Source organism: Wolbachia endosymbiont (group B) of Limnophora tigrina, assembly GCF_964263235.1.
GTDB lineage: Bacteria > Pseudomonadota > Alphaproteobacteria > Rickettsiales > Anaplasmataceae > Wolbachia.
The window spans coordinates 630,616-652,897 of sequence record NZ_OZ181655.1 but is presented as its reverse complement, the minus strand read 5'-3'; the positions used below and the strand labels follow the sequence as shown (position 1 = coordinate 652,897).

Here is a 22,282-nt window from a genome sequence, read left to right as displayed (position 1 = left end):
TTATCTTCATCTGTGCAGATTAAACAGCAAGAAAACAACGTAGTTGGCGTCTTATTTTTAATTTTTTGCACTATGTGCACCTTATGTCTTCACAATATTTCTAGGTTTTTACCTACACAAGCTGAAACGCGCTTATAAGTCGTTTAAGACAGTATAGTACGCCAATTTGCAGGATTAGAGAGTGACAACTAGCTAACACGGGATTTCTTTTGCCTTTTTTTCTGCTTAGTAAATTTCTTAAACATTTAAGCTAAGGTTAGTTGCATTTAAAAGCAGCTAAATTGCAGCGTTTAAGACTTAAAAAACGCCAATACTGAAAATAGACAATGACTAGGGCTTCTTTTGCCTTTTTTTTCGCTTGGTAAATTTCTTAATATTCATGGCTTAGGTTAGTTACAAATTAAGAGCAATATTCATGGAAATGGTGTCATTCCAGTGCCCAGACACTGGGATGACAGGAGAAGGTACTGGAATGATACCATTATAGAGCAAACCAGTATCAGCTACTTGGATGACAGACAAGAAAATGTTTATGACTAATTTTCAGATCAAACATGGAATTTCGACAAACTTAACTTTTTTGTGAGACTGTTCAGCAATAATAAATAAATTGAAAGAAAAGGTTATGGTAACAGAAAAGAAAAAGTTTTTTGAAATAATACGCAATGTGAGTGAGAGTAAAGATTTGAATAAGGATAATTTGCTTGAAAGAATAGGGAGTAAGCTAAAAGATGCAGACTTAGGAGTATATAACACTTATAACAATTTGAAGATAGATAAGATGTTCAGTGTATCAGAGTCAGGCAAAATTGTAAATTATATGTTGATACATATTGCTGTGGAATGTAACAGTGTACCAATAGTAAAACTCCTACTAGCAAAGGAAGTAAAAGTTAATGAACCAATATATGAACTTGATGGAGCTAAGTCTAAGCTAACTGCTTTGCACATTGCTGCTTTGCATGGTCATCAAGAGATAGTTCAGCTTTTATTGAACAATAACGCAAATCCTTTACTAAAAGATAGTCAAGGCCGAACTCCAAAGGATATTGTCGGCGATGTAGAAGGTAAAAAGGCTATAATAAAAATGTTAGAGGAAGGAGAACAACGTGATGCTGAGGCAATAGCTACGAGAAGACAAACTTATAGACAAGGCACTTTACTGCAGCCTAATAATAAAACTCCAGGAAATTTAGCTGTGAACGGAAATAACGTAACTGCTGCAGTGCAAGCATGGGGTGCAAAACATCAGGAAGAGAATAGTAGAATTACACCAAACAACAGAAAAATCTATGTACAAGATGAGAATAAACAGACTTTTTCAAACTCAATCACTAATGAAAACAATACAAACACATTAGATGATACATTAGAAATAGAACAGGCTACAAGAGAAAAAGATGCTGAAGCGCAAAAATTGCAAGAGGCAGAACCACCACTTGCCAATAAGAAGCGCATAGAACAAACCGGTCATAATCAACATTCGGAACAATACGGTGCTACATATAATGGTGAACAGATCTTTTTAAATAAAAGTAGTAGTGACGGCAGTGGAATATGTTTTGATGCAGATGAATCTGAAGCTTTAGGCCAATCTATATTAGAAAATGGAGAAGACATTGATGCACAAGATGAAAATGGATTGACTCCTTTACACCATGCTGTTGCAAACAATAATGAAGAATCAGTGAAACTTTTGGTAGAATGTGGAGCAAAAGTTGATGTACAGGATAAAAATGGACATACCCCTTTACATTATGCTACTACACGTGGTTATGTAGAAATTATAGAATATCTAGTAGAAAGTGAAGCAAATGTTAATGTTTTGATAAAGCATGGAGCAGATCGCTCATTGATAAAGGATGAAGACCTAATAGATAGACTAAACAAGCTATCTGAGGTTGTATCTAGTGCCTCTTCCCATTCCAAAACACACAATGCAACGGAAGCTCAAGGAGAAGTAGAAAAGGTTAAAAAACGCAAAGTTAAGTCAAAAGAATTACGTGCTCAACTAAAGGAAGAGAATCAATCACTAAAACAAAAAATGCAAGATCTAGGAAATGAAAACGCAACGCTTAAAGATAAATTAGACAAAACAGAAAGTCAGTATTCTAAAGCAGAAGCGTTGTTAGAAAAAACGCAAAAGAAACTAGAAGAATCAAAAAGTTGCATAGCTGGACATGAGGCTAAGTTGAAAGAATTCAATAAAGAGAATGAATCACTAAGACAAGAAATAAAAAATCTGAAAAATGAAAACACACCACTTAAGGGTGAGTTAGGCAAAACAAAAACTAAAACAAATGAAGTGTCACTAGAAAAAGTAGGAAAAAGACAATTTTCCCCAAAAGTTGCCTACGCGAGCCTTGCAGCTATGTTAGTAGTAGGTGCTGCTCTTAGTATTGCTTCCGGATTGTCTGCTCTATTAATAGTTGCAGCTTCTGTGGTATCTGCACTGATAGCCGGTGGCATTACATACACAATATCAAAACCCATCGCTCCTGACACTGAATTGAAAGAAGTGGATATTCAAGATTCAGCACAACGGTGTTTGTAAAACTTAGCACCCACAGTTGTACGAACATTGTCCCAGGAGGTAATGTTCGTACAGTTATGTGTCAGCTACTTGTATGACACCCTGGCAATCGTCATCCCGCTACTTGTTAGCGGGATCTAGAGATACCGTGACGGTATGACGGTTAATTGTTCCGCGCGGGATGACAGGAAAAGGAGGCTACTCAGATGACGGGAAGGGGGTACTTGGATGACACCTATAGCCCTAGCGCGTAAAAGTATTTGCAAGTAGTGTGAATTTTTTACTTCGGTAGTTTTTCATTATCATTATAATCATAATAGTAGTTGAGTTTAATTGATATGAAAACTTTTACGAAAAATTTTAAAAATAACGAAAAAAAGCTAGAGGAGTTTAATAAGGAAATTGAAGATATAACAACTATAGCTCAAGATAAATTTGCACATGAACTTGAAAATATCGCATATGACAGTGTGCAAAAATTTCGCAGTCTGCTTGCTAAAGAGTTAAATTCCATCTTCAACGATATTCATTCTCAAAATGTCAATCTACTAAAATCTAGCCTAGTTGAATATGCTATAAGTTCAAATTTTATCAATAAAAAAGGAGAAACAGCTTTAATACGTTCTCTTCTCAATATATTCATGAGATAAAGAATTTATCGCATAATCGTGGTGTCATTCAATTTCTCGTCATTCCAGTGCCTTAGATCCAACTGAAAAGCATAATTTTTTCCAGTTTACATAACATCACTTACTATAAACAAACTTGGCGTTAGAATAACAAAAATATATTTATAAGGAGGGCTATATGTCAAATTCACCAAGAATACATGTGCAACGTAAATCCAAACCTAAATCTCTTCCGGTTACTCTAGAAGAGATTAAATCTTTTTTACGTATTGAGAACGACCAAGATGATAAGTTGATTTCAGATCTAATTTTTATGGCAACTGATTATGCTGAGTGGCACATGGAAAAGTCACTGATGAAACAAACATGGCAAGTTTCATATGAAGATTATGTACCTCGTAGGATCTATTTAAGCTATGGCCCTGTGAGTAAGATAGTATTGGCTACTGCAACGATATCTAAAGATCAAGAAAAGAGAACACTTAAGTTGTAAAAGACAAGATTTAATGTGACAGACAAGAATTAACTGACAGAAGAATTGAGGTAGTCAAAACTAATATCAGGCTCTTGTTTAATGCTACTAATGTTTTTCTGAAAAGCAATATATTTACTATCAAAAAACGTTTGCATAGGTGTTTTGCCATAGCAATACTTACCCGAGTGAGGCCTTGTCTCATTATAAGAACGCAACCAATAATCAACATCAATCTGTAGATCTTCCAAAGAATTGTAGATTTTCTTTCTAAAGATAATATTGTAACACTCATCTTGCATGGTTCTATGAAATCTTTCACATATGCCATTGGTTTGTGGAGAGTTGGCTTTGGTTCTAGAATGATCGATATTTTCGATTCCCAAATATAACTGATAAGCGTGATTTTCTGGCTTGCCACAATACTCTGTACCCCTATCAGTTAGAATGCGTAATAATGGAATTTTCTGCTCATCAAAAAATGGAATAACTCTATCGTTGAGGAGGTCTGCAGCTGTAATAGCTGTTCTGTCCGTGTAAAGTTTAACCATTGCAACTCTCGAATAAGTATCAACAAAAGTCTGCTGATAAATTAGCCCTATACCTTTGATATTGCCCACATAATAGGTATCTTGAGAACCCAAATAACCTGGATGTTGTGTCTCAATTTCACCATGAGCTTCCCTTTGTTCTTTAACTTTTTCTAAAGCTGTAAGTTGTTCTTCAGTTAAAATGATTCCTTCTTAAGCTACTTTTGTCTCTAGCGCTTTAAGTCTCTTTTTGAGAGTTTCAAGGTCATTTCTTAGCCATACAGACCTTACTCCTCCCTGAGAAATTATTATACCTCTTTTTCTCAGTTCATTTGCAGCTCTTTCTTGCCCATATGCTGGAAATTCTGTTGCTATACCAATCACTGCTCTTTCTATATCGTCGGAAACTCTGTTCGCTAATAGCGGTTTTTTCTTACTTATTTCATGTAATGCTTCCTCTCCTCCATTTTCATATAACTCCTTAAACCGATAAAATGTATCTCTTGAGTATCCCATCACTTTGCATGCTTGAGATACATTTCCTAGTTGTTTTGCTAGCTCTAATAACCCTAGCTTTGGTTTTAGTATTTTTGTTTGTATTGTACTCATTTCTAACACTCCTTTCTTTTATTATTTTATAACTTACTTATTTTAAGTGTCAGATCAAGTCCTATTTAATACAGTTAAAGACTAAATGCGGTAGAAAAAAGATCAATGCATTTAAGAAGAAAAGCAGAGTACTAGAAAAAGCGTATTAAATAGGATTTACCTACAACTTGATAAGCGTAAAACTCGTCATTCCGCTACTCATTAGCGGAATCTATGTTGAGATATCGCGGTGCTATCACGTAGATCCAGAGTGGGGATTCAAATTGGCTACAGCGAACTGCTGGATTTCAATTTTTTTAATAATTGTGTGCTATTCATTATATATGAGTTCCCACTTTTAAAGAGAATAGGAGATGATTTCCAAAAACTTAGAGGCAAGTTTGAATAGAGCGCTACTCATTGCTTCTAATTTTAATCTAAAATATGCGAAAGTAGAACATTTATTGCTGGTGTTAACTAAAGACGTGGATGTAAATTACGTTTTATCAAGATGTAATATCAGAGCCGATGAAATCATCAATATGGATAACATTCTATCAAGATGCAATATTAAGGCTAATGATTATAATAATAATATAAAAGGGTTTTTACAAAGCAGTTCTGAATTGATTATCAGTGGAGTTAAACCTAGCTCAATGTTTCAATGCATAATACACAGAGCAATAATACGGTCTCATAGCTTGGGGAAAAAAGAAATAAATGGAGCAAGTGTTCTAGTAGAAATTTTGTCTGGGCAAGATTTATACGTTGAAGATCTATTGCAGAAACAAAGTGCGAAAGATTCCAATTTGATTTACCATATATCTAATATGAAATACTCTAACGATATAGATGAATACACCACCAATCATAAAGTAAAACTTGATAAAAATAATGACGCTCCTACTACAGTAAATAAAGGTGAGCTACTAAAAGATGAGGAAATTCTACAAAGTTATTGTAAAAATTTAAATGACTATGCAAGAAGCAAAAAAATAGATTATGTTATTGGTCGTGATTATGAATTAAATCGCACTATAGAAATATTATTGAGGCGTAGAAAAAACAACCCTTTATATGTTGGAGACCCAGGTGTTGGCAAAACAACAATAGTTGAGGGTTTGGTATTGAAGATCATTGAAGGCAGTGTTCCCAATGCGCTCAGGTCCAGTATAATTTATGCTTTGGATTTAGGATCACTCCTTGCAGGGACACGCTACAGAGGTGATTTTGAAGAGAGAATAAAATCTATAATAAAAGCAATTGAGGCAAAACCAGGTGCTATTCTTTTTATTGACGAAATACACACTATCATTGGAGCAGGTTCTACAAGTGGTAGCTTTCTTGATGCTGGTAATCTGCTCAAGCCCGCACTTGCGAGAGGCACATTGCGCTGCATAGGTGCAACTACATATAGAGAATACAGCACTAGTTTTGAAAAAGATAAAGCACTAGCGAGAAGGTTTCAAAAAATTAATGTTAAAGAATCTTCTGTTAATGAAACGATAAAGATACTAGATGGCATAAAGCACTACTATGAAGGGTATCATGGAGTATATTATACAAAGAATGCCATTAGGTCTGCGGCTGAACTTTCGCATAAGTATATTACTGGGCGAATATTACCTGATAAAGCGGTTGATGTTATTGATGAGGCAGGGGCATATTGTAAATTGCTAAGAAACAGGGGTAAAATTGTAAATAGTAGAGATATTAAGAATACCATTACTAGAATTACAAATGTGCCTTGCGGATCTGAATCTGATGATTTGCAGAAAGTAAAGTCTTTAAAAGCTAATCTAGAAAAGGTGATTTTTGGCCAAGAGCAGGCAATAGAATCTCTTGTTAATTCTATTAAAATTGCTAAATCTGGGTTGAGAAATTACAATAAGCCTTTAGCAAATTATCTTTTTGCAGGGCCAACCGGTGTTGGTAAAACCGAGCTAGCAAAACAATTAGCAGAAAGCATGGGCATGAATCTTATGCGCTTTGATATGTCCGAATATATTGAATCTCATACGATATCAAGGATGATTGGTTCTCCTCCTGGATATGTAGGTTATGATCAGGGTGGATTACTCACAGAGTCTGTATCTAACAATCAATATAGTGTTGTGCTGCTTGATGAAATTGAAAAGGCCCATAGCGATATCTATAATATATTGCTACAAATTATGGATTATGGTTGTGTTACAGACACTTACGGACGTAAAGTTAACTTTTCCAATATAATTTTAATTATGACAACTAATGCAGGAGCAGTTGAACGCAGCAAAAGTTTTGTTGGCTTTGGGCATAGAAATTTTAACATTGGTGATAGCGAAAAAGCAATAGAACAGGTTTTTAGCCCTGAATTTCGTAATCGTCTTGATGCGATTATTTCTTTTTCTGACTTAAGTACGGATGTGATTTTGCATATTGTGGATAAATTTGTCCTAGAACTGAAAAAGCAACTGACGCAAAAAGGCATAAACTGCTTGGTAGAGGATGAAGTGAAATCTTATCTTGTACAAATGGGTTATAGTAAGGAAATGGGAGCACGTCCGATAGAGAGACTTATTGAAAAAGAGATAAAAAGTTACTTAGCGGAAGAAATACTGAATCGTAAATTAATAAAAGGAAAGAAATTAAGAATCTATATGAATAAGGTAGAAAATAAAATTGCTTTTGATATAGTTTAAAATCCTTGTATTGAACTTCATCTTTGTTACAATTTATAACTTAAATTTAATTTGAATTATAGTGATAAGTGATAAAGTAAAACAAGTCCTAAGCTACTACGAAAGTGAAAACCCCGGGGTAAAAGCAAACCTCACTCGTATTCTCATGCATGGAAAACTTGGTGGTACCGGCAAATTAGTGATTCTGCCCGTAGATCAAGGATTTGAGCACGGGCCAATAAAAAGCTTTGAAGTTAACCCTGATGCTTATGACCCACATTATCATTTTCAGCTTGCAGTTGATTCGGGAGTAAGTGCATATGCTGCTCCACTTGGTATGATTGAAGCTGGTGCCTCAACTTATGCTGGAATGCTTCCACTTATTTTGAAACTTAATAGTTCCAACTCCTTACATTCGAAGAATCTGACTTCCGATCAAGCAATAACCTCTTCTGTGAAAGATGCGCTGCGTTTGGGCTGCTTGGCTGTTGGATTTACTATATATCCTGGTTCTGCCAAGTGTTTTGATATGATGGAAGAAGCCCATGGAATCATAGCTGAAGCCAAATCTTATGGGCTTGCAGTAGTGCTATGGTCTTATCCACGTGGTGAAGGAATTTCCAAAGAAGGTGAAACAGCAGTTGATGTTATTGCCTATGCTGCGCACATAGCAGCTTTACTTGGCGCTAATATAATCAAAGTAAAACTTCCAACTAAATATTTGGAAAGGGAGAAAATAGAAACAGAAAATATTGAATCATTATCTAAAAGAATTGAATATGTTAAAAGATCTTGTTTTGCAGGGAAAAGAATAGTAGTTTTTTCTGGTGGCGAATCGAAGGAAGTAGATGACATATGCAATGAAGCGAAAGAAATTAAGCAGGGTGGTGGTAATGGTTCAATCATTGGACGTAACGCTTTTCAACGCAAAAGGGAGGAAGCTTTATCTATGCTAAAAGATATAATGAATATCTACACATAAAAAACGGCTGGGTGGCAGAATGGCTTATGCGGAGGACTGCAAATCCTTTTATACCGGTTCAATTCCGGTCCCGGCCTCTTTCATTTTCTATATCTTGTAAAAGTTAACAGTAGCTTTAAGTGTGTAACCTATAGAGAAAGCTTATCCATTATTCATAAGTAAAATCAATTTCTTTTCAATTTATGGTTATACTCTTATAGTGTTGCATGGTAAAAAATAAACTAAAAATAAGCAAAGTGTTTTACAAAATGATATTACGTAATTTATTGTTTTTACTGTCGCCTGAAGTTGCTCACTCTTTGGCAATCATGGCATTAAAGAAAATACCTTATAAGAATCCTATAGAGCTGCCAGAATCTTTGAGTGTGAATTTTTTTGGTAATAAGCTCAGAAGCCCCGTGGGCCTGGCTGCAGGTTTTGACAAAAATGCAGAAATTATAAGACCTATGCTTTCATTTGGTTTTGGGTTTATTGAAACTGGTACTGTAACTCGTAATCCACAATATGGAAACAAAAAACCAAGAATTTTTCGGTTAATTAAAGATCAAGGGGTAATTAACAGATTGGGATTTAACAATAAAGGAATAGACTATTTTCTTAAACAAATAGATGAAACCAAGCTTGATGACTGCATTTTTGGCATAAATATAGGAAAAAATAGTGCATCGAAAGACCAAATTAGTGATTATGTTGATTTAATAAAGATGGTATATGGAAAAAGCAATTATATAGTGCTGAACATCTCGTCTCCAAACACGCCTAATTTACGCAATCTGCACAATAAGCAAGAATTATCGAAATTGTTGAAATCCATAACTCTAACCCGGAAATCAATTGATAATTCCGCAATAATATTAAAAATCTCACCAGATATAGATCAGCAAACGAAAGAAAATATCGCTGAGCTTGCGTTGGAATATAAGATTGACGGATTAACAGTAAGCAACACTACGGTAAGTAGAGATAATCTGCATTCCCACCACAACGAAAGTGGCGGATTGAGTGGCAAACCACTGTTCAAACTTTCAACCGAGTTATTGGGCGATATGTACAAATTTACTAAGGGCAAAATATTATTGATAGGGTGCGGAGGAATCTCAAGTGGTGCTGATGCATATAAAAAAATAAAGGCAGGAGCCTCTTTGGTGCAGTTGTACACTGCTCTCATATACCACGGACCTCAAGTTGTAAACAAAATTAATCTAGAACTTGCAGAACTAATAAGGAGAGATGGATTTAGTAACATTAGTGAGGTGGTGGGTTGTATACATTAATTTTGGAAGTTGGTGGTATTATTTTAATAAAATAAAACTAATTCTCTGGTATAAAGGTGGTAGAAAGTGCTTTTCTTTTAAATAATGGGTATGAAGAGTTTGAATGATGCAATATCTAAGATCATTGATTATAAATTTACAAATTATGCAATATTAGAAGAGGCACTAACTCACCCAAGCGTAAATAAAAGGAATAGCAAAAACCAGATTGTAAGCTACGAAAGACTAGAGTTTTTGGGCGATAGTGTTTTGAATATGGTTGTATCTGCCATACTGTTTAAACTATTTCCTGAAGAAAAAGAAGGAGCATTGGCAAAAAGAAAGACGGATTTAGTTTGTGGCAACACCATTGCTAATGTTGCTAAAGAAATAAAATTAGGCAGCTTTATCATCATGAATAATAGTGAACGCTGCAATGGAGGGAGATGTAATCTAAAAAATTTAGAAAACTCACTTGAAGCACTAATAGGTGCAATTTATATTGATGGCGGACTTGAAAATGTTGAAAAATTTATTACCCAATATTGGGAAAAGCTAGCTAAAGGCATGCTTGACCCCCCTCAAGATCCTAAAACCTCACTGCAAGAGTGGACTCAGAAAAACAAATTGCCTTTACCAGAGTATGAGCTTGTAAAACAAACTGGACCAGCGCACAATCCTGAATTTACTATATCAGTTTGCATAGAAGATTATGGTAAAGTTTCTGCATGCGCTTCTAGTAAAAAGATTGCTGAACAAAAAGCTGCTGAGTTGATGCTAGAAAAAATTGGAAAAGACGCTTCAGTTTAGGCAAAATAGGCATTAATAGACTTCTTTCAAAATTCATATAAGGAGCTCAAAATTGTGGATAGCAGCAATCAAATTAAATCTTAAACCAAAACGTTTTCGTCGGTTTCTATGTCTATCAGAAATGATTTTAAACCTTTTCAATTACGTTTTCAACTATTGCCCTTTGGATCATAAGTGTTCTGTTCTCTTTTTTTTGTTCTTTGCTTAACGGATTCTTTTTCGTTTTCCTGTGCGGTAATACAACATTTTTATGTATCTTCTGCATTTCCCTGTAGCCGGCATCAGCTAAGATTTTAGTTTATGGCAATACTGCTACCTTTGATTTTCTAAACATCCGAAAATCATGTTTTCTACCATTCGCTCAAATGTTGCTTTTTTTACCCCTGTTAAACGTCAAAACTTTTCTCCTTCTAACTTTTCTATTTCCTTATATTTCATGCTTTCAAATACTTGATCTTACACTCCCTCTAACAATTTTGAAAGAAGTCTAGTGAATGGTCACGTTAAAACATGTTTTTAAATTTTTGCCAAAATCCTGGTTTATTATCATTAACCTTTGTAAATGTTATATTTAAACTGTATTTCGTATCATTTGGCACGTCGTATTTTATGCTAAATGTTGAAACTTTATCGTTATTGTAAATATGTACATCATCATATGATAGCTTTGTTGTGTAACACTTTACATGCTTTTGCTTATCATACACTAAATCACCTGACTCCCTTTCTAGTTCCACAAATTTCGTTTTTTTCTGACATTCCTTCATTTTTATTAAATCCTTATCTAGTGATATTGAAACTGGCAACGTATTTCCAGCATATTCTTTAGCTAAAAGTTCACTTTGAGGATACATTTTTATTTCCCTGCCAAAATGTGAGTCTATGAAATTATTACTCCAAAATTTATCGCCAGAATGCACGTACTCATCAGTAGCATACGGTACACCACCATAACTGCATTGAACTTTGTAACCTCCAACACCGTTGTTTTGAAAAAAATCATGAATGGCAGTGTAGCTACCGGCAGCATCATTTATATAATCCATTATTTTATTCCTTAAACTTTTAGTTCATTATATCATAATCATTATGCCAATCAATCAAAAAAGCTCTCCCTTGCTGTTTTTAAAACCGATTTTGAGCAAGCGCTCTCAATTAGTTGGGAGCGTATTTATAAGATTGTGACATTCGTGCCTCCCAGTTTTTCACATACTGCTGAATCAATTCAGGATAATCTGTAATAATTAATAAATTTTCAGCATTTCCTTTTTTAGCTGTCTTACTAAGGTTAAATGACCCTGTGATGACTTTTTGATTGTCAACAATCATTATCTTATTATGAGCAATCTTTGGCTTATCATCGATCCAAATTGGTACTCCACCTGAAAATAATTCATTTATAACACTATATTTTGAGTAGAGTTGCGATTTATCTAAGATGACTTTAATATCAACACCGCGTTCTTTAGCATTAATCAAAGATTTTGCAACTGTTCCAAGAGTAAATGTATATTCTTGAACTAAGATAGATTTTTTAGACTGATCTATTACGCTGATTATCGGTACAGCACAATCTTCTCCAGGTGAAAAGCAAACCGTAGCTTTTGGGCAGGGCGAAAATATAAAACCCGCATAGTAATACAGAGAAAAACACATTAACAAGAATAAAAAGTGAAAAAGCCTCACAACAACCCACCCCCGGATATACGGCGATAGGCTACATCATAATTTAATCACCTGTCAATCCATATTCTTCCCACTTCTCCGTGATTTTTCTTACTATTTCTTCGCTCATTTCAATTTTCTCTCCCCATTCTCGTTTGGTTTCAGGCGGGATTTTATTTGTTGCATCAAATCCCATTTTACCTCCCAGGCCACTTTCAGGGGAAGCAAAATCTAAATAATCAATAGGTGCGTTCTCTATTGTGATTGTGTCACGTACAGGGTCCATTCTCGTTGATATTGCCCACATCACTTCCTTCCAATCACGTATATTTATATCATCATCAACAACTATAATAAATTTCGTGTATAAAAACTGCTTGAGAAAAGAAAGTATGCCCATAACAATTCTTTTTGCATGTCCGGGGTAAGATTTTTTTATCGACACTACTGCTATTCTATATGAACAACCCTCTGGCGGCAGATAAAAATCCACTATCTCTGGAAATTGATTGATAAGAATGGGCACAAAGATTTCGTTGAGCGCTTCACCAAGAATTGATGGTTCATCAGGTGGCTTGCCAGTGAAAGTGCTGAGATAAATTGGATTTTTGCGCATAGTAATTGCAGTAATATTAAATTCTGGAAATTGCTCAACAGAATTATAGTAGCCGGTGTGATCTCCGTATGGCCCTTCATCTTGATATCTATCCAAACTTACATAGCCTTCCAGAACAATCTCTGCATGAGCGGGCACTTGAAGCGGAATAGTCTTACAATTTACAAGCTCAAGCGGTTTTTTGCGCAGCAACCCAGCAAATTGGTATTCTGACAATGTTTCTGGCACTGGAGTTACCGCAGCAATAATTGTTGCAGGATCACTACCGATCACAGCAGCAGCAGGAAATTTCATATTTTGTTCCTTCTCTTTCCATCGTTTGTGGTGACCTGCACCACCACGATGTGCAAGCCAGCGCATTAGAGTAGTTTTTTTATCCACAACTTGCATACGATATATTCCAAGATTGAAATTATCTTGTTTGTCTCTCGTGGGTCCTTTTGTTACCACAATCGGCCAGGTGATAAGTGGTGCAGGTTCATTTGGCCAGCATGTTTGAATGGGCAGTAGACTTAGGTCCACTTCATCTCCGGTTAGCACTACCTCTTGACATGGAGCTTTGTTCACGACTTTACTTCGCATCGATAACACGACTTTCAACAAAGGAAACATTTTTATAGCATCCTTAAAGTTTTTTGGCGGCTCAGGTGATCGCAAAAATGCGAGAAGTTTACCCAAATCTCTCAGTTCATCAGGGTTTATGTTCAGTCCCAACGCAATTCTTTCAATAGTACCGAATAAATTCACCAAAACTGGAATCGAATTTTTACCGTTTTCCGTGACAACATTTTCAAAGATGATAGCTGGTCCTTTATTTGACAAAACCCTGCGATGAATTTCTGTCATTTCAAGAACTGTTGAAACTTCCTCCTTAATCCTAATCAGATCCTTTTTTCCCTCTAAGGCTTTGATGAAGTCGCGTAAGTCGTTGTACATATTCCAGTTTTTAAAACTTTAAGTCTACATTTAGTTTTCAAGCACTTTATTGAAATTTGACCTATGCACTGCTTTCCTGTCTAGCGAGCTTTCAGTTAATTTGAGATCAAATCCTCATATTGCTTGCTAAGCTTGTATTTTCTTCCTCTGTTGGAAAAGTCTACAATCTCAATAAACCCCATTTCTACCCACTTTTTACAAAGTTGCGCACTAGTACGAGGCTTAAAATTAAATAGTTCGCCAACCTGACTAGCTGTAATAGCGGAAAACTCCTGGAAGAGCTCAAGAGCTTTGCGTTGTTTAGGATCAAGCTTGCGTATAAGATCAGTCTGATTAGTGTGGTATTCTTCTTCATTTATACGTTGTAAAACGTTCTCAAATGAATTTGCCATACCTTCTACGAAATACTCCACCCACTTAGTGATATCTGCTTCAGCTCGTCCCATGTAATAGTTGTGCGATGGACCTACACTTATTGCTTCATAATAAGCCCCTAGATTTTTAGCATAATATTCTTCCAATGAGTAAAGCCCTTTTAGGTCATATCCACCAAGGTGTAAAATTAATGTAGTTAGCAATCTTGCAGTACGACCATTACCGTCATAGTACGGATGAATTGTTACAAATTGATAATGAGCAATACCTGCAATAATTGGGTAAGGCACTTGTTCACTGTCACGAATCCAATCAATCATACTGCTCATGAGCTTTGGTACATCCTTTGCTTCAGGTGGCATATAAATTATTGCACGTGTACGGCTATCACGAATAACGTTTTGACCATCACGATAAGAGGTTGGCTTCACTTTAGATTTTCCACTCGCCATTACTAGGGCATGTAGTGTTTGAACAGCTTTCTCAGTAATGGGTATTCTCCTTGCTGCCCATTGTTCAACTTGGGTTAAAGCTGCATAATATCCTTTAACCTCATTTTCATCTCTCCTATATTTTGGAAAGTGGCTTTTACCACTTAAAACCTCTTCAATCTGTTTAGGCTCAAGTCGATTTCCTTCAATCATAGTAGAATAGTGTGTGGTATAAAGCCGTGCAGTTTCACGAAGGGACGAGAGCATTGATACAGTGAGCGGCAAATGTAACACTTTTTCTTTTGCTGCTTCAATTCTCATAAGGCAATTAGCGATTTTGGAGGTAATCGTATAATTTGGCATCGGCATAATATCTGCATTACATTACTTCTATATTATGCTGATAAAATGCAGATAATACAACATTTACACAACGCCGACCATAAACAGCAATAAATTCGGCTGATTGAGAAAGAAGTTTGTCTTGTAGAATAGCTATTTCTTTTTCTCTACCAATTATCGGTTCACTCATATGTTTATTCCGCGAAAAATTATACACAGCGGAATAAAACAAACAACTTAAATCTATGCTCCGCGCGCCTCTGCTACCAAGTCTTCTGATGAACTTTGTGGTAATGTGCTTGAGTTTTATTGTGTAAAGTTTGCATTTGAGGCAAAACTGGTTATAAAATACACTTGATATAAATGTTTTCATATATTAATACTAGATGCTTCTTTTAATATACAGATAAATGTGTACTAAAGTTTTATGTTGTAGGTTTTTAAATAAATTGTATGTCTAGAATATCGTTTTTATTGATCCTTATACTGGCAGTAGCAAGTTTACCAGTAATAAACAATTGGCTTTCAAATCGCAGCCAAACGCTAAGCGATGATTATATAGGTGAGAAATTAGATAATTATATAAGTAGAAATTTTGATAAGATCATAAAAACTCTCAAAGAGGAGTCAATTAAAAGTAGTTACGCTGCTCGAGATAATGTGACCAAAAGTAAAATTTCACAATACAAGGATCAAATATTTGACCTTACTTATCCTTACTCCGGAAATGAAAATAGTAGCGTTGTAGCTGCAGGCTTCTTTGACTATTCTTGTGGATATTGCAAAGCTATGAAGAATGATATAAAGCAGTTAATTAACGACGGTAAAATTAAGTATATCTTTAGGGATGCTCCAATACTTGGTAATGACTCTTTAAGGGCAGCAAAAAGCGCTTTAGCTGTTTACTTTATTGATAAAGAAAAATATTTCGACTTTCACTATTCTGCTTTAAGTCACAAAGGAGGATTTTCAGACAAAAGCATATTGGATATAGTGAAAAGCATAGGGATTAATGAAGACGACTTTAATAATTCCATGAAAAATAACGCGGACAAAATTGAGCAAATGATAAATAGCAGTAAGCTCCTAGTAAGAGATTTGGGAGTAGGTGGTACACCTTTTTTGATAATTGGAGATAGTCTGTTTGTAGGAGCAACTGATTTGAATGTGCTACGCAAAAAGGTGGATGAATTAAAAGGCTAATTGCCATAAAATTTTATTTTTTTGCTTGACAGTACAAGTGGACCTAAGTATAGTAACCATAGGTATGGTTTATTACACTCAATAATTAGCAGCTTTTACTTCAAGCACAGAGGTGTCATGCAAGTAGCTGGCACATGATTGTATGAACATTTGTTTTTGTTAAGTAGTCCACACACAACATGGTGTCATGCCAGTGCTTGACACTGGCATCCAGGAAATTTTACTTACAAGTAAGCAAACTGATTTGATGAGCATAGAAAGTAGCTGATCTTATGCTAAATAAATGTTCTTAATGAGGTTGCATGGAAACCTGGATCCCAGTGTCAGGGCACTGGGATGACACCTTCCTGGTGACTCAAATCACAATGTTCGTACAATTATGTGTCTGGGCACTGGAGGGCTCTCTTAAATTACAACGTTCGTACACTTTCTTTATCCAAACTACTTCAACTTCATTTTTCAGGAGGACATATGTCATTCACAGAAATTAGATTTCCAGAAAATATATCTTATGGTTCCACTGGAGGACCGGAATTTTCCACTGACGTTGTAACAACTCATAATGGTTGTGAACAGCGCAACATCAATTGGTCTCATGCACGTACTAGATACAACATAGCTTACGGGGTCAGATCAAACGAGCAGCTAACAGAACTCATAACATTTTTTCATGCACGAAAAGGTAAAGCAATAGGGTTTCGTTTTAAGGATTGGTCAGATTTTATAGCCATTAATCAAAAGATTGGTATAGGAGATAACAAAAAAACGACTTTTCAGCTAATCAAAACTTATGTAAGTGGGGAAGATAAGCATATACGCATGATCAAAAAGCCAGTACATGGGACAGTAAAGATTTATTTAAATGGTAAAGAAGAGAGTGAATATTCAGTAAATTATTCAACGGGAGAAATAGCATTTACAAAACTGCCAATGAAAGATGTAATAATCACTGCGAGCTTCGAATTTGATGTACCCGTGCGCTTTGATACAGATTACTTAAACGCTTCTATTGATGACTATGGAAGCAATAGCTGGAATAACATTCCACTAGTAGAGGTGAAGTTTAATTAAGCTGCTTTAAAATTTCCTCCTGTTGCTGAGTGTGAACACGAGCATAACCACATGCAGGAGATGCAGCAGCAGGTCTTGCGATACACTTAGGTCTTTTTGCTTGAATATTGAGGTCAGATAACACCTCGTCTATCAATGGGTTGACAAAAAACCATCCTCCCATATTTTTTGGTTCTTCTTGACACCATATAATTTCAGCGTTCTTATACTTTTCAAGTTCATTACTTAGTTTATCGGCAGGAAATGGATAGAATTGTTCTAAACGTATTACTGCTATATCGTTTATTTTTTGTACTTCAAGCATTTCAATTATATCGTAATAAACTTTACCACTGCATATTACAACTTTACGTATTTCATTATTTGAAACTAAACCTGTTCTACATTCTGGAATTACCGTGAGGAATTTTCCTTCAAAGTCAGATAGGTTAGAAACTGCTCTTTTATGACGCAATAGTGATTTAGGTGTAAACACTACTAAAGGCTTACGAAAGTCTCTATGCATTTGTCTGCGTAAGACATGGAAGTAATTCGCCGGAGTGGAACAATTAACTACCTGCATATTATCCTCTGCGCAGAGTTGCAAAAATCTCTCTATACGTGCGGAGCTATGCTCAGGTCCTTGCCCTTCATAACCGTGGGGCAACAATAGAACTAGACCGCTTGATCGCAACCACTTTGTTTCTGCAGATGCGATAAACTGGTCGATCATAATTTGTGCACCGTTTGCGAAATCACCAAATTGTCCTTCCCAGAGCACCAGTGAATACGGGGAATCAAGGCTATATCCATATTCAAATCCCATTACAGCATACTCTGATAAAGCGCTATCTATGACCTCAAAGTGAGCTTGCTTTTCATTTATATTGTTTAGCGGAATAAACGCTTCTTCTGTTGCCTGATCAATAAGCCTTGAATGACGGTGCGAGAAAGTCCCACGACCAGAATCTTGTCCTGATAAACGCACTCCTATTCCTTCTGTAAGCAGTGACGCAAATGCAAGACTTTCGGCAGTTGCCCAGTCTATATTGCTACCAGAATTTATGCTGTCTATTCTTCCATCGAGTATTTTTCTAACCTTATTGTTAATGTTAAAGCTACTTGGAATATTGCTATTTATATGCACACCCAATTTTTTCAACTCATCTGGCGGAACACCAGAATCCGTGTAGTATTCGCTCAAATCGTTCAGCTTTGCTCTTCTTAATTTTGACCACACTCCACCGAACCAGTCAGCTTTTTTTGGAGTGTAAGTCACTGATTCAGCAAGACTTTTATCTAATTTTGCCCTGAACTCACTGCGCAATTTATTTACTTCATCGCCATCTAATACTTTCTCTGCAGTCAATTTTTCTTCATACAGCGTTCCTGGAGTTTTATGCTTTGATATCGCCTTATACATAAGTGGCTGAGTGAAATTCGGTTCATCGCCTTCATTATGGCCGTATTTGCGGTAGCATATTATATCAATCACTACGTCCTTTTTAAATTTCTGTCTATATTTCATTGCCAGACTTGCAGCAAAACTCACAGCTTCCGGGTTATCTCCATTCACATGGAAAACCGGAGCTTCTATTGATTTTGCTATGTCAGTGCAATAAAAAGAGGATCGTGCGCAGCTTGGGCTCGCAGTAAAACCAACTTGGTTATTAATGACAATATGCACGGTACCATCTACCTTATAGCCTTCAATATTGCTTAAGGTTAGAGTTTCAGCAACCACTCCTTGGCCGATAAAAGCCGCATCACCATGAATTGATATGCCAAGCACAGATCTTATATTCTGTTTTGCTCTTATTCTTCCAGCCAAAACCGGATTAACCGCTTCAAGGTGAGATGGATTAGGGCATAAACTTAAATGTATTTTTTTACCACCTGAAAGTGCTCGATCAGAAGAATAACCAAGGTGATATTTAACATCGCCAGACACCTCAAGACCACTTGGGTGTGCGAGATTGCCTTGAAATTCAGATAGCATTGCTGCATATTCTTTGCCCATAACTTTGGTTAGAACATTGAGTCGTCCACGATGAGCCATGCCAAGGACTATTTCTTCAATACTAAAAGCTGCAGAATCACTAATGATTTTCTCAATTGCAACGATAGCTGATTCCCCACCTTCGATAGAAAAACGTTTATATCCAGGAAATTTCATATGGAGAAATTGCTCGAACATCTCAGATTCGATCAAGTGCCTCAGGATTTCCTTTTTATCTTGTGAACTCAGCGTATAGGTTTGATTTTCGATCTTTTCCTGCAGCCATATTCTCTCCTCATAAGAGGAGATATGCATAAATTCAAAACCGATATTCTTGCAGTAAATATCTCTGTAGATTTCAGCGTCATGCGTTGGAGAGAGATTCGAATATTTCTGATAATCTACTTCCTTATTCACATTGGGTGATAACGGATTAAGATCAGCAAAAAAATGACCGTAAGATCTGAAAAAATTTGCCAAACTAGAAACTGAATCATCCACCTTAGTTGCATTGCAGGGCTCCGCTTTATTAACTTCTAAATTGCTTGAGAAAATTCTATACCAATCTTCCCCGATTGATTTATCGCCCTGCAGATAACGGCTATACATTTCTTCCACAAATTCTGCATTATCACCATAAAGGCAGCTTAAATTCGACATAATCACTATATAAGATATCAAACACTTATAAGTATAACTTAAGTTTTTTAAAAAAGAACTCCTATAGTTTCTAATTATTAAGTTGCACTTACAGCTGTAGGAACATTGTGCTACTAGTAGGGTGTCATGCCAGTGCTTGACACTGGAATGACACCTTCCTGCCCAGTTCATGTTGCTATAAATATTAAGAAATTTACCAAACGGAAAAAAAGGCAAAAGAAGCCCTAGTCATTGTCTATTTTCAGTATTGGCGTTTTTTTATGTTTTAAACGTTTAATAACCGCGAATCAGCTGCTTTTTAATGCAACTAACCTTTAGTCATAAATGTTTAAGAAATTTACTAAGCAGAAAAAAAGGCAAAAGAAATCCCGTGTTAGCTAGTTGTCACTCTCTAATCCTGCAAATTGGCGTACTATACTGTCTTAAACGACTTATAAGCGCGTTTCAGCTTATATAGGTAAAAACCCAGAAATGTTGTGAAGACATAAGGTGCACATAGTGCCAAAAATTAAAAATAAGACGCCAACTACGTTGTTTTCTTGCTGTTTAATCTGCACAGATGAAGATAACTGAATACCTTCAGTTTCATGATAAGGGGGCTGGCGGAGTTTGTCAAGCAAGTTTTTTTGTTTAATCCGTTTCTATGAGCTACTTGGATGACGAGACTTACATATTTATGGTAACCTCATTATCTGCGCTCAAAAAGTTTTTCAATATCACTCAATTTCATTTCTATATAAGTTGGTCTTCCGTGGTTGCATTGTCCGGAATATGGTGTTTTTTCCATTTGTCTCAGCAGCTCATTCATCTCCTCTAACCTCATTTTTCTACCCGCTCTAATTGATCCATGACAAGCGATAGTAGCCAATATCTTGTTCACTTTGTCTTCTACTGGCAATGTATCTTCTATTTCCGTTAATCTACCCACTATATTAATTAGCATCTCTTTCACATCTATTGCTCCCAAAATTGCAGGGATTTCTTTTACTATCACTTTATTCTCTGATTTGATTTCAATATCAAAACCCATTTCAAATAACTTATCTTTATAGATTTCAATCATCTCCATTCCAGCTTGATTTTTGATTTCAACCGTTTCAGGAAGAAGTAGTTTTTGTCTTTTTATACTTGATTTTTGTTTTAGGCATTCATATACTAATCTCTCGTGGGCTGCATGCTGATCAACTATAATCAATTTGTCTCTTATCTCAGCAATAATGTAAGTATTATAGACCTGACAGCGTGCAAACCCGAGCGGGTGGCTCTCTATCAAATCAACTTGCTCTAACACCTTTTTTTCTAGAACCATAATTTCCGCTTGTGATGGGGATTTCTGTATGCCGGTATAATCAAACGATTTTGACTGTTCTGATAAGCCTTTTGCTTTTTCATTTGGAGAAGCAAATTCTTTTATTAGTTGATTTTCAAAAGGACTTGGCCTTCTTTCATAAAATTCATTTTGAACATCAGATTTATCAAAAGAATCTGATAATGAACCTTTCAAAAAACCCTCTATTGTATTAGTAGTTTTCTGGTCACTAGCTGAAATGACATCAAAGGTGCCTATCCTTCTTGACAACGCTTTGATTAATCCTCTTCTCACTATCTCATATATGAGCTTCTTATTCTGAAACCTTACTTCTGACTTATTTGGATGCACATTTACATCTACTTGATCATAAGGTATCTCTAAATGTAACGCTGCAAAAGGATACCTATCGCTTGGAATAAAATCATGATATGCATACCTAACCGCACCAATAAGTAAATTATCTTTAATTGGCCTTCCATTAACAAATGTATAGATCTGAGTTGACTTACCACGATTGATGGTTGGCTTACAGATGTGTCCCGTAAGTTTGATGCCGTCTTCTTCTTCATTGACCTCCAAAGAATTGCCCTGAAATTCTTCTTCTACTTCACACAATCTATGAAATAACGAAGTCTGCTTAGCATATTTTAAGAGCTTTTTATTACCTGAAGTGAGAGTAAACCCTATATGATAGTTAATCATTGCTAGGTTGTTTACAATATCAACAATGCTTTGAGTTTCTGCTCTTTCGGTTTTTAGAAATTTTAGTCTATTTGGGGTAGCGAAAAACAAATCTCGTACTTCAATATGTGTCCCTTGTGATAAAGAGTAGGGAATAAGCTCCCTCATCTTTTCTCCACCCTCATAACTTATAGACCATGCTTCACTTGCTCCGCTTGCTTTAGACGATAATTTTATCCTACTTACTGCTGCAATTGAAGGCAGAGCTTCTCCTCTAAAGCCAAGATGCTTGATTTCTATCAACTCACTATCGCTCAATTTTGAAGTAGCATGGCGCATAAACGCAAGTTCTAAATCGTTTTTTTCTACTCCGTTACCATCATCTGTCACAATAATAAGGTTACGCCCACCACTTTCTATTTTGATCTCTATTTCTAAACTTCCAGCATCTATTGCATTTTCCACTAATTCCTTTACTACACTTGCTGGCCTTTCTATCACCTCCCCCGCTGCTATACGGTTTATGGTTTTTGTGTCTAAAAGAATTATTGCCAT

The 22,282-nt window shown here is 35.9% G+C and carries 17 protein-coding genes, 1 tRNA gene and 2 pseudogenes; 10 read left to right on the top strand and 10 right to left on the bottom strand.

The genetic code is table 11. From position 1 onward, the window contains the following. Positions 1-393: 393 nt before the first annotated feature. Positions 394-522, bottom strand: a complete 129-nt coding sequence (locus ACE38O_RS03260) for a hypothetical protein (protein ID WP_374698213.1) — start codon at positions 520-522, stop codon at positions 394-396. A gap of 103 nt (positions 523-625) precedes the next feature. Here ACE38O_RS03260 and ACE38O_RS03255 point away from each other — a divergent pair, with 103 nt between their 5' ends. From ACE38O_RS03255 to ACE38O_RS03245, 3 genes are all read left to right on the top strand, one after another. Beyond that, positions 626-2,554 (top strand): ankyrin repeat domain-containing protein, encoded by a 1,929-nt coding sequence (locus ACE38O_RS03255; protein ID WP_374698212.1) that lies wholly within the window; start codon positions 626-628, stop codon positions 2,552-2,554. Between the two features lie 317 nt (positions 2,555-2,871). After that, positions 2,872-3,183, top strand: coding sequence for a hypothetical protein (locus tag ACE38O_RS03250; RefSeq protein WP_374699074.1), 312 nt, complete (start codon positions 2,872-2,874; stop codon positions 3,181-3,183). Between the two features lie 157 nt (positions 3,184-3,340). Next, positions 3,341-3,655: a head-tail connector protein gene (locus ACE38O_RS03245; protein ID WP_374698211.1), complete on the top strand. Its 315-nt coding sequence runs from the start codon at positions 3,341-3,343 to the stop codon at positions 3,653-3,655. 29 nt (positions 3,656-3,684) lie between these two features. Here ACE38O_RS03245 and ACE38O_RS03240 read toward each other — a convergent pair. Continuing rightward, positions 3,685-4,773, bottom strand: a pseudogene (locus ACE38O_RS03240) (IS481 family transposase). Positions 4,774-5,126: 353 nt separating this feature from the next. On the opposite strand from ACE38O_RS03240, the gene ACE38O_RS03235 reads away from it, so the two are divergent. From ACE38O_RS03235 to rnc, 5 genes are all read left to right on the top strand, one after another. Continuing rightward, complete coding sequence (locus ACE38O_RS03235) at positions 5,127-7,433, top strand: AAA family ATPase (RefSeq protein WP_374698210.1); 2,307 nt, start codon at positions 5,127-5,129, stop codon at positions 7,431-7,433. A 64-nt stretch (positions 7,434-7,497) separates the two neighbouring features. After that, positions 7,498-8,394, top strand: a complete 897-nt coding sequence (locus tag ACE38O_RS03230; RefSeq protein ID WP_374699073.1) for a class I fructose-bisphosphate aldolase — start codon at positions 7,498-7,500, stop codon at positions 8,392-8,394. 5 nt (positions 8,395-8,399) lie between these two features. After that, positions 8,400-8,471 (top strand) — tRNA-Cys (locus tag ACE38O_RS03225). A 129-nt stretch (positions 8,472-8,600) separates the two neighbouring features. Further along, a complete protein-coding gene (locus tag ACE38O_RS03220) occupies positions 8,601-9,668 on the top strand; it encodes a quinone-dependent dihydroorotate dehydrogenase (protein ID WP_264328913.1) in 1,068 nt (355 codons plus the stop codon). A 90-nt stretch (positions 9,669-9,758) separates the two neighbouring features. Further along, positions 9,759-10,457: a ribonuclease III gene (rnc, locus tag ACE38O_RS03215; protein ID WP_374699072.1), complete on the top strand. Its 699-nt coding sequence runs from the start codon at positions 9,759-9,761 to the stop codon at positions 10,455-10,457. Between the two features lie 33 nt (positions 10,458-10,490). Here rnc and ACE38O_RS03210 read toward each other — a convergent pair. From ACE38O_RS03210 to ACE38O_RS03185, 6 genes and pseudogenes are all read right to left on the bottom strand, one after another. Then, a pseudogene (locus ACE38O_RS03210) lies at positions 10,491-10,818 on the bottom strand (transposase family protein); the annotation flags it as partial. A gap of 142 nt (positions 10,819-10,960) precedes the next feature. Further along, positions 10,961-11,503, bottom strand: a complete 543-nt coding sequence (locus ACE38O_RS03205; protein ID WP_374698209.1) for a hypothetical protein — start codon at positions 11,501-11,503, stop codon at positions 10,961-10,963. A 109-nt stretch (positions 11,504-11,612) separates the two neighbouring features. After that, positions 11,613-12,143, bottom strand: coding sequence for a phospholipase D family protein (locus ACE38O_RS03200; protein WP_374698208.1), 531 nt, complete (start codon positions 12,141-12,143; stop codon positions 11,613-11,615). Positions 12,144-12,186: 43 nt separating this feature from the next. Continuing rightward, positions 12,187-13,674 (bottom strand): UbiD family decarboxylase, encoded by a 1,488-nt coding sequence (locus tag ACE38O_RS03195; RefSeq protein WP_374698207.1) that lies wholly within the window; start codon positions 13,672-13,674, stop codon positions 12,187-12,189. Between the two features lie 95 nt (positions 13,675-13,769). Further along, complete coding sequence (locus ACE38O_RS03190; RefSeq protein WP_374698206.1) at positions 13,770-14,801, bottom strand: Fic family protein; 1,032 nt, start codon at positions 14,799-14,801, stop codon at positions 13,770-13,772. A gap of 58 nt (positions 14,802-14,859) precedes the next feature. Beyond that, the gene (locus tag ACE38O_RS03185; RefSeq protein WP_196770130.1) at positions 14,860-15,012 is read right to left on the bottom strand and encodes a hypothetical protein; all 153 of its coding nucleotides are present in this window, start codon (positions 15,010-15,012) and stop codon (positions 14,860-14,862) included. Positions 15,013-15,275: 263 nt separating this feature from the next. Here ACE38O_RS03185 and ACE38O_RS03180 point away from each other — a divergent pair, with 263 nt between their 5' ends. Both ACE38O_RS03180 and ACE38O_RS03170 read left to right on the top strand, forming a co-directional pair. After that, positions 15,276-16,025, top strand: a complete 750-nt coding sequence (locus ACE38O_RS03180) for a DsbA family protein (RefSeq protein ID WP_374698205.1) — start codon at positions 15,276-15,278, stop codon at positions 16,023-16,025. 471 nt (positions 16,026-16,496) lie between these two features. After that, positions 16,497-17,096 (top strand): TIGR02217 family protein, encoded by a 600-nt coding sequence (locus ACE38O_RS03170; RefSeq protein ID WP_374698203.1) that lies wholly within the window; start codon positions 16,497-16,499, stop codon positions 17,094-17,096. Here ACE38O_RS03170 and ACE38O_RS03165 read toward each other — a convergent pair. Then, positions 17,089-19,734 (bottom strand): 2-oxoglutarate dehydrogenase E1 component, encoded by a 2,646-nt coding sequence (locus ACE38O_RS03165; RefSeq protein ID WP_374698202.1) that lies wholly within the window; start codon positions 19,732-19,734, stop codon positions 17,089-17,091. The two genes, ACE38O_RS03170 and ACE38O_RS03165, sit on opposite strands and share 8 nt — an antisense overlap. Before the next feature lie 688 nt (positions 19,735-20,422). Beyond that, complete coding sequence (mutL, locus tag ACE38O_RS03160) at positions 20,423-22,282, bottom strand: DNA mismatch repair endonuclease MutL (protein ID WP_374698201.1); 1,860 nt, start codon at positions 22,280-22,282, stop codon at positions 20,423-20,425.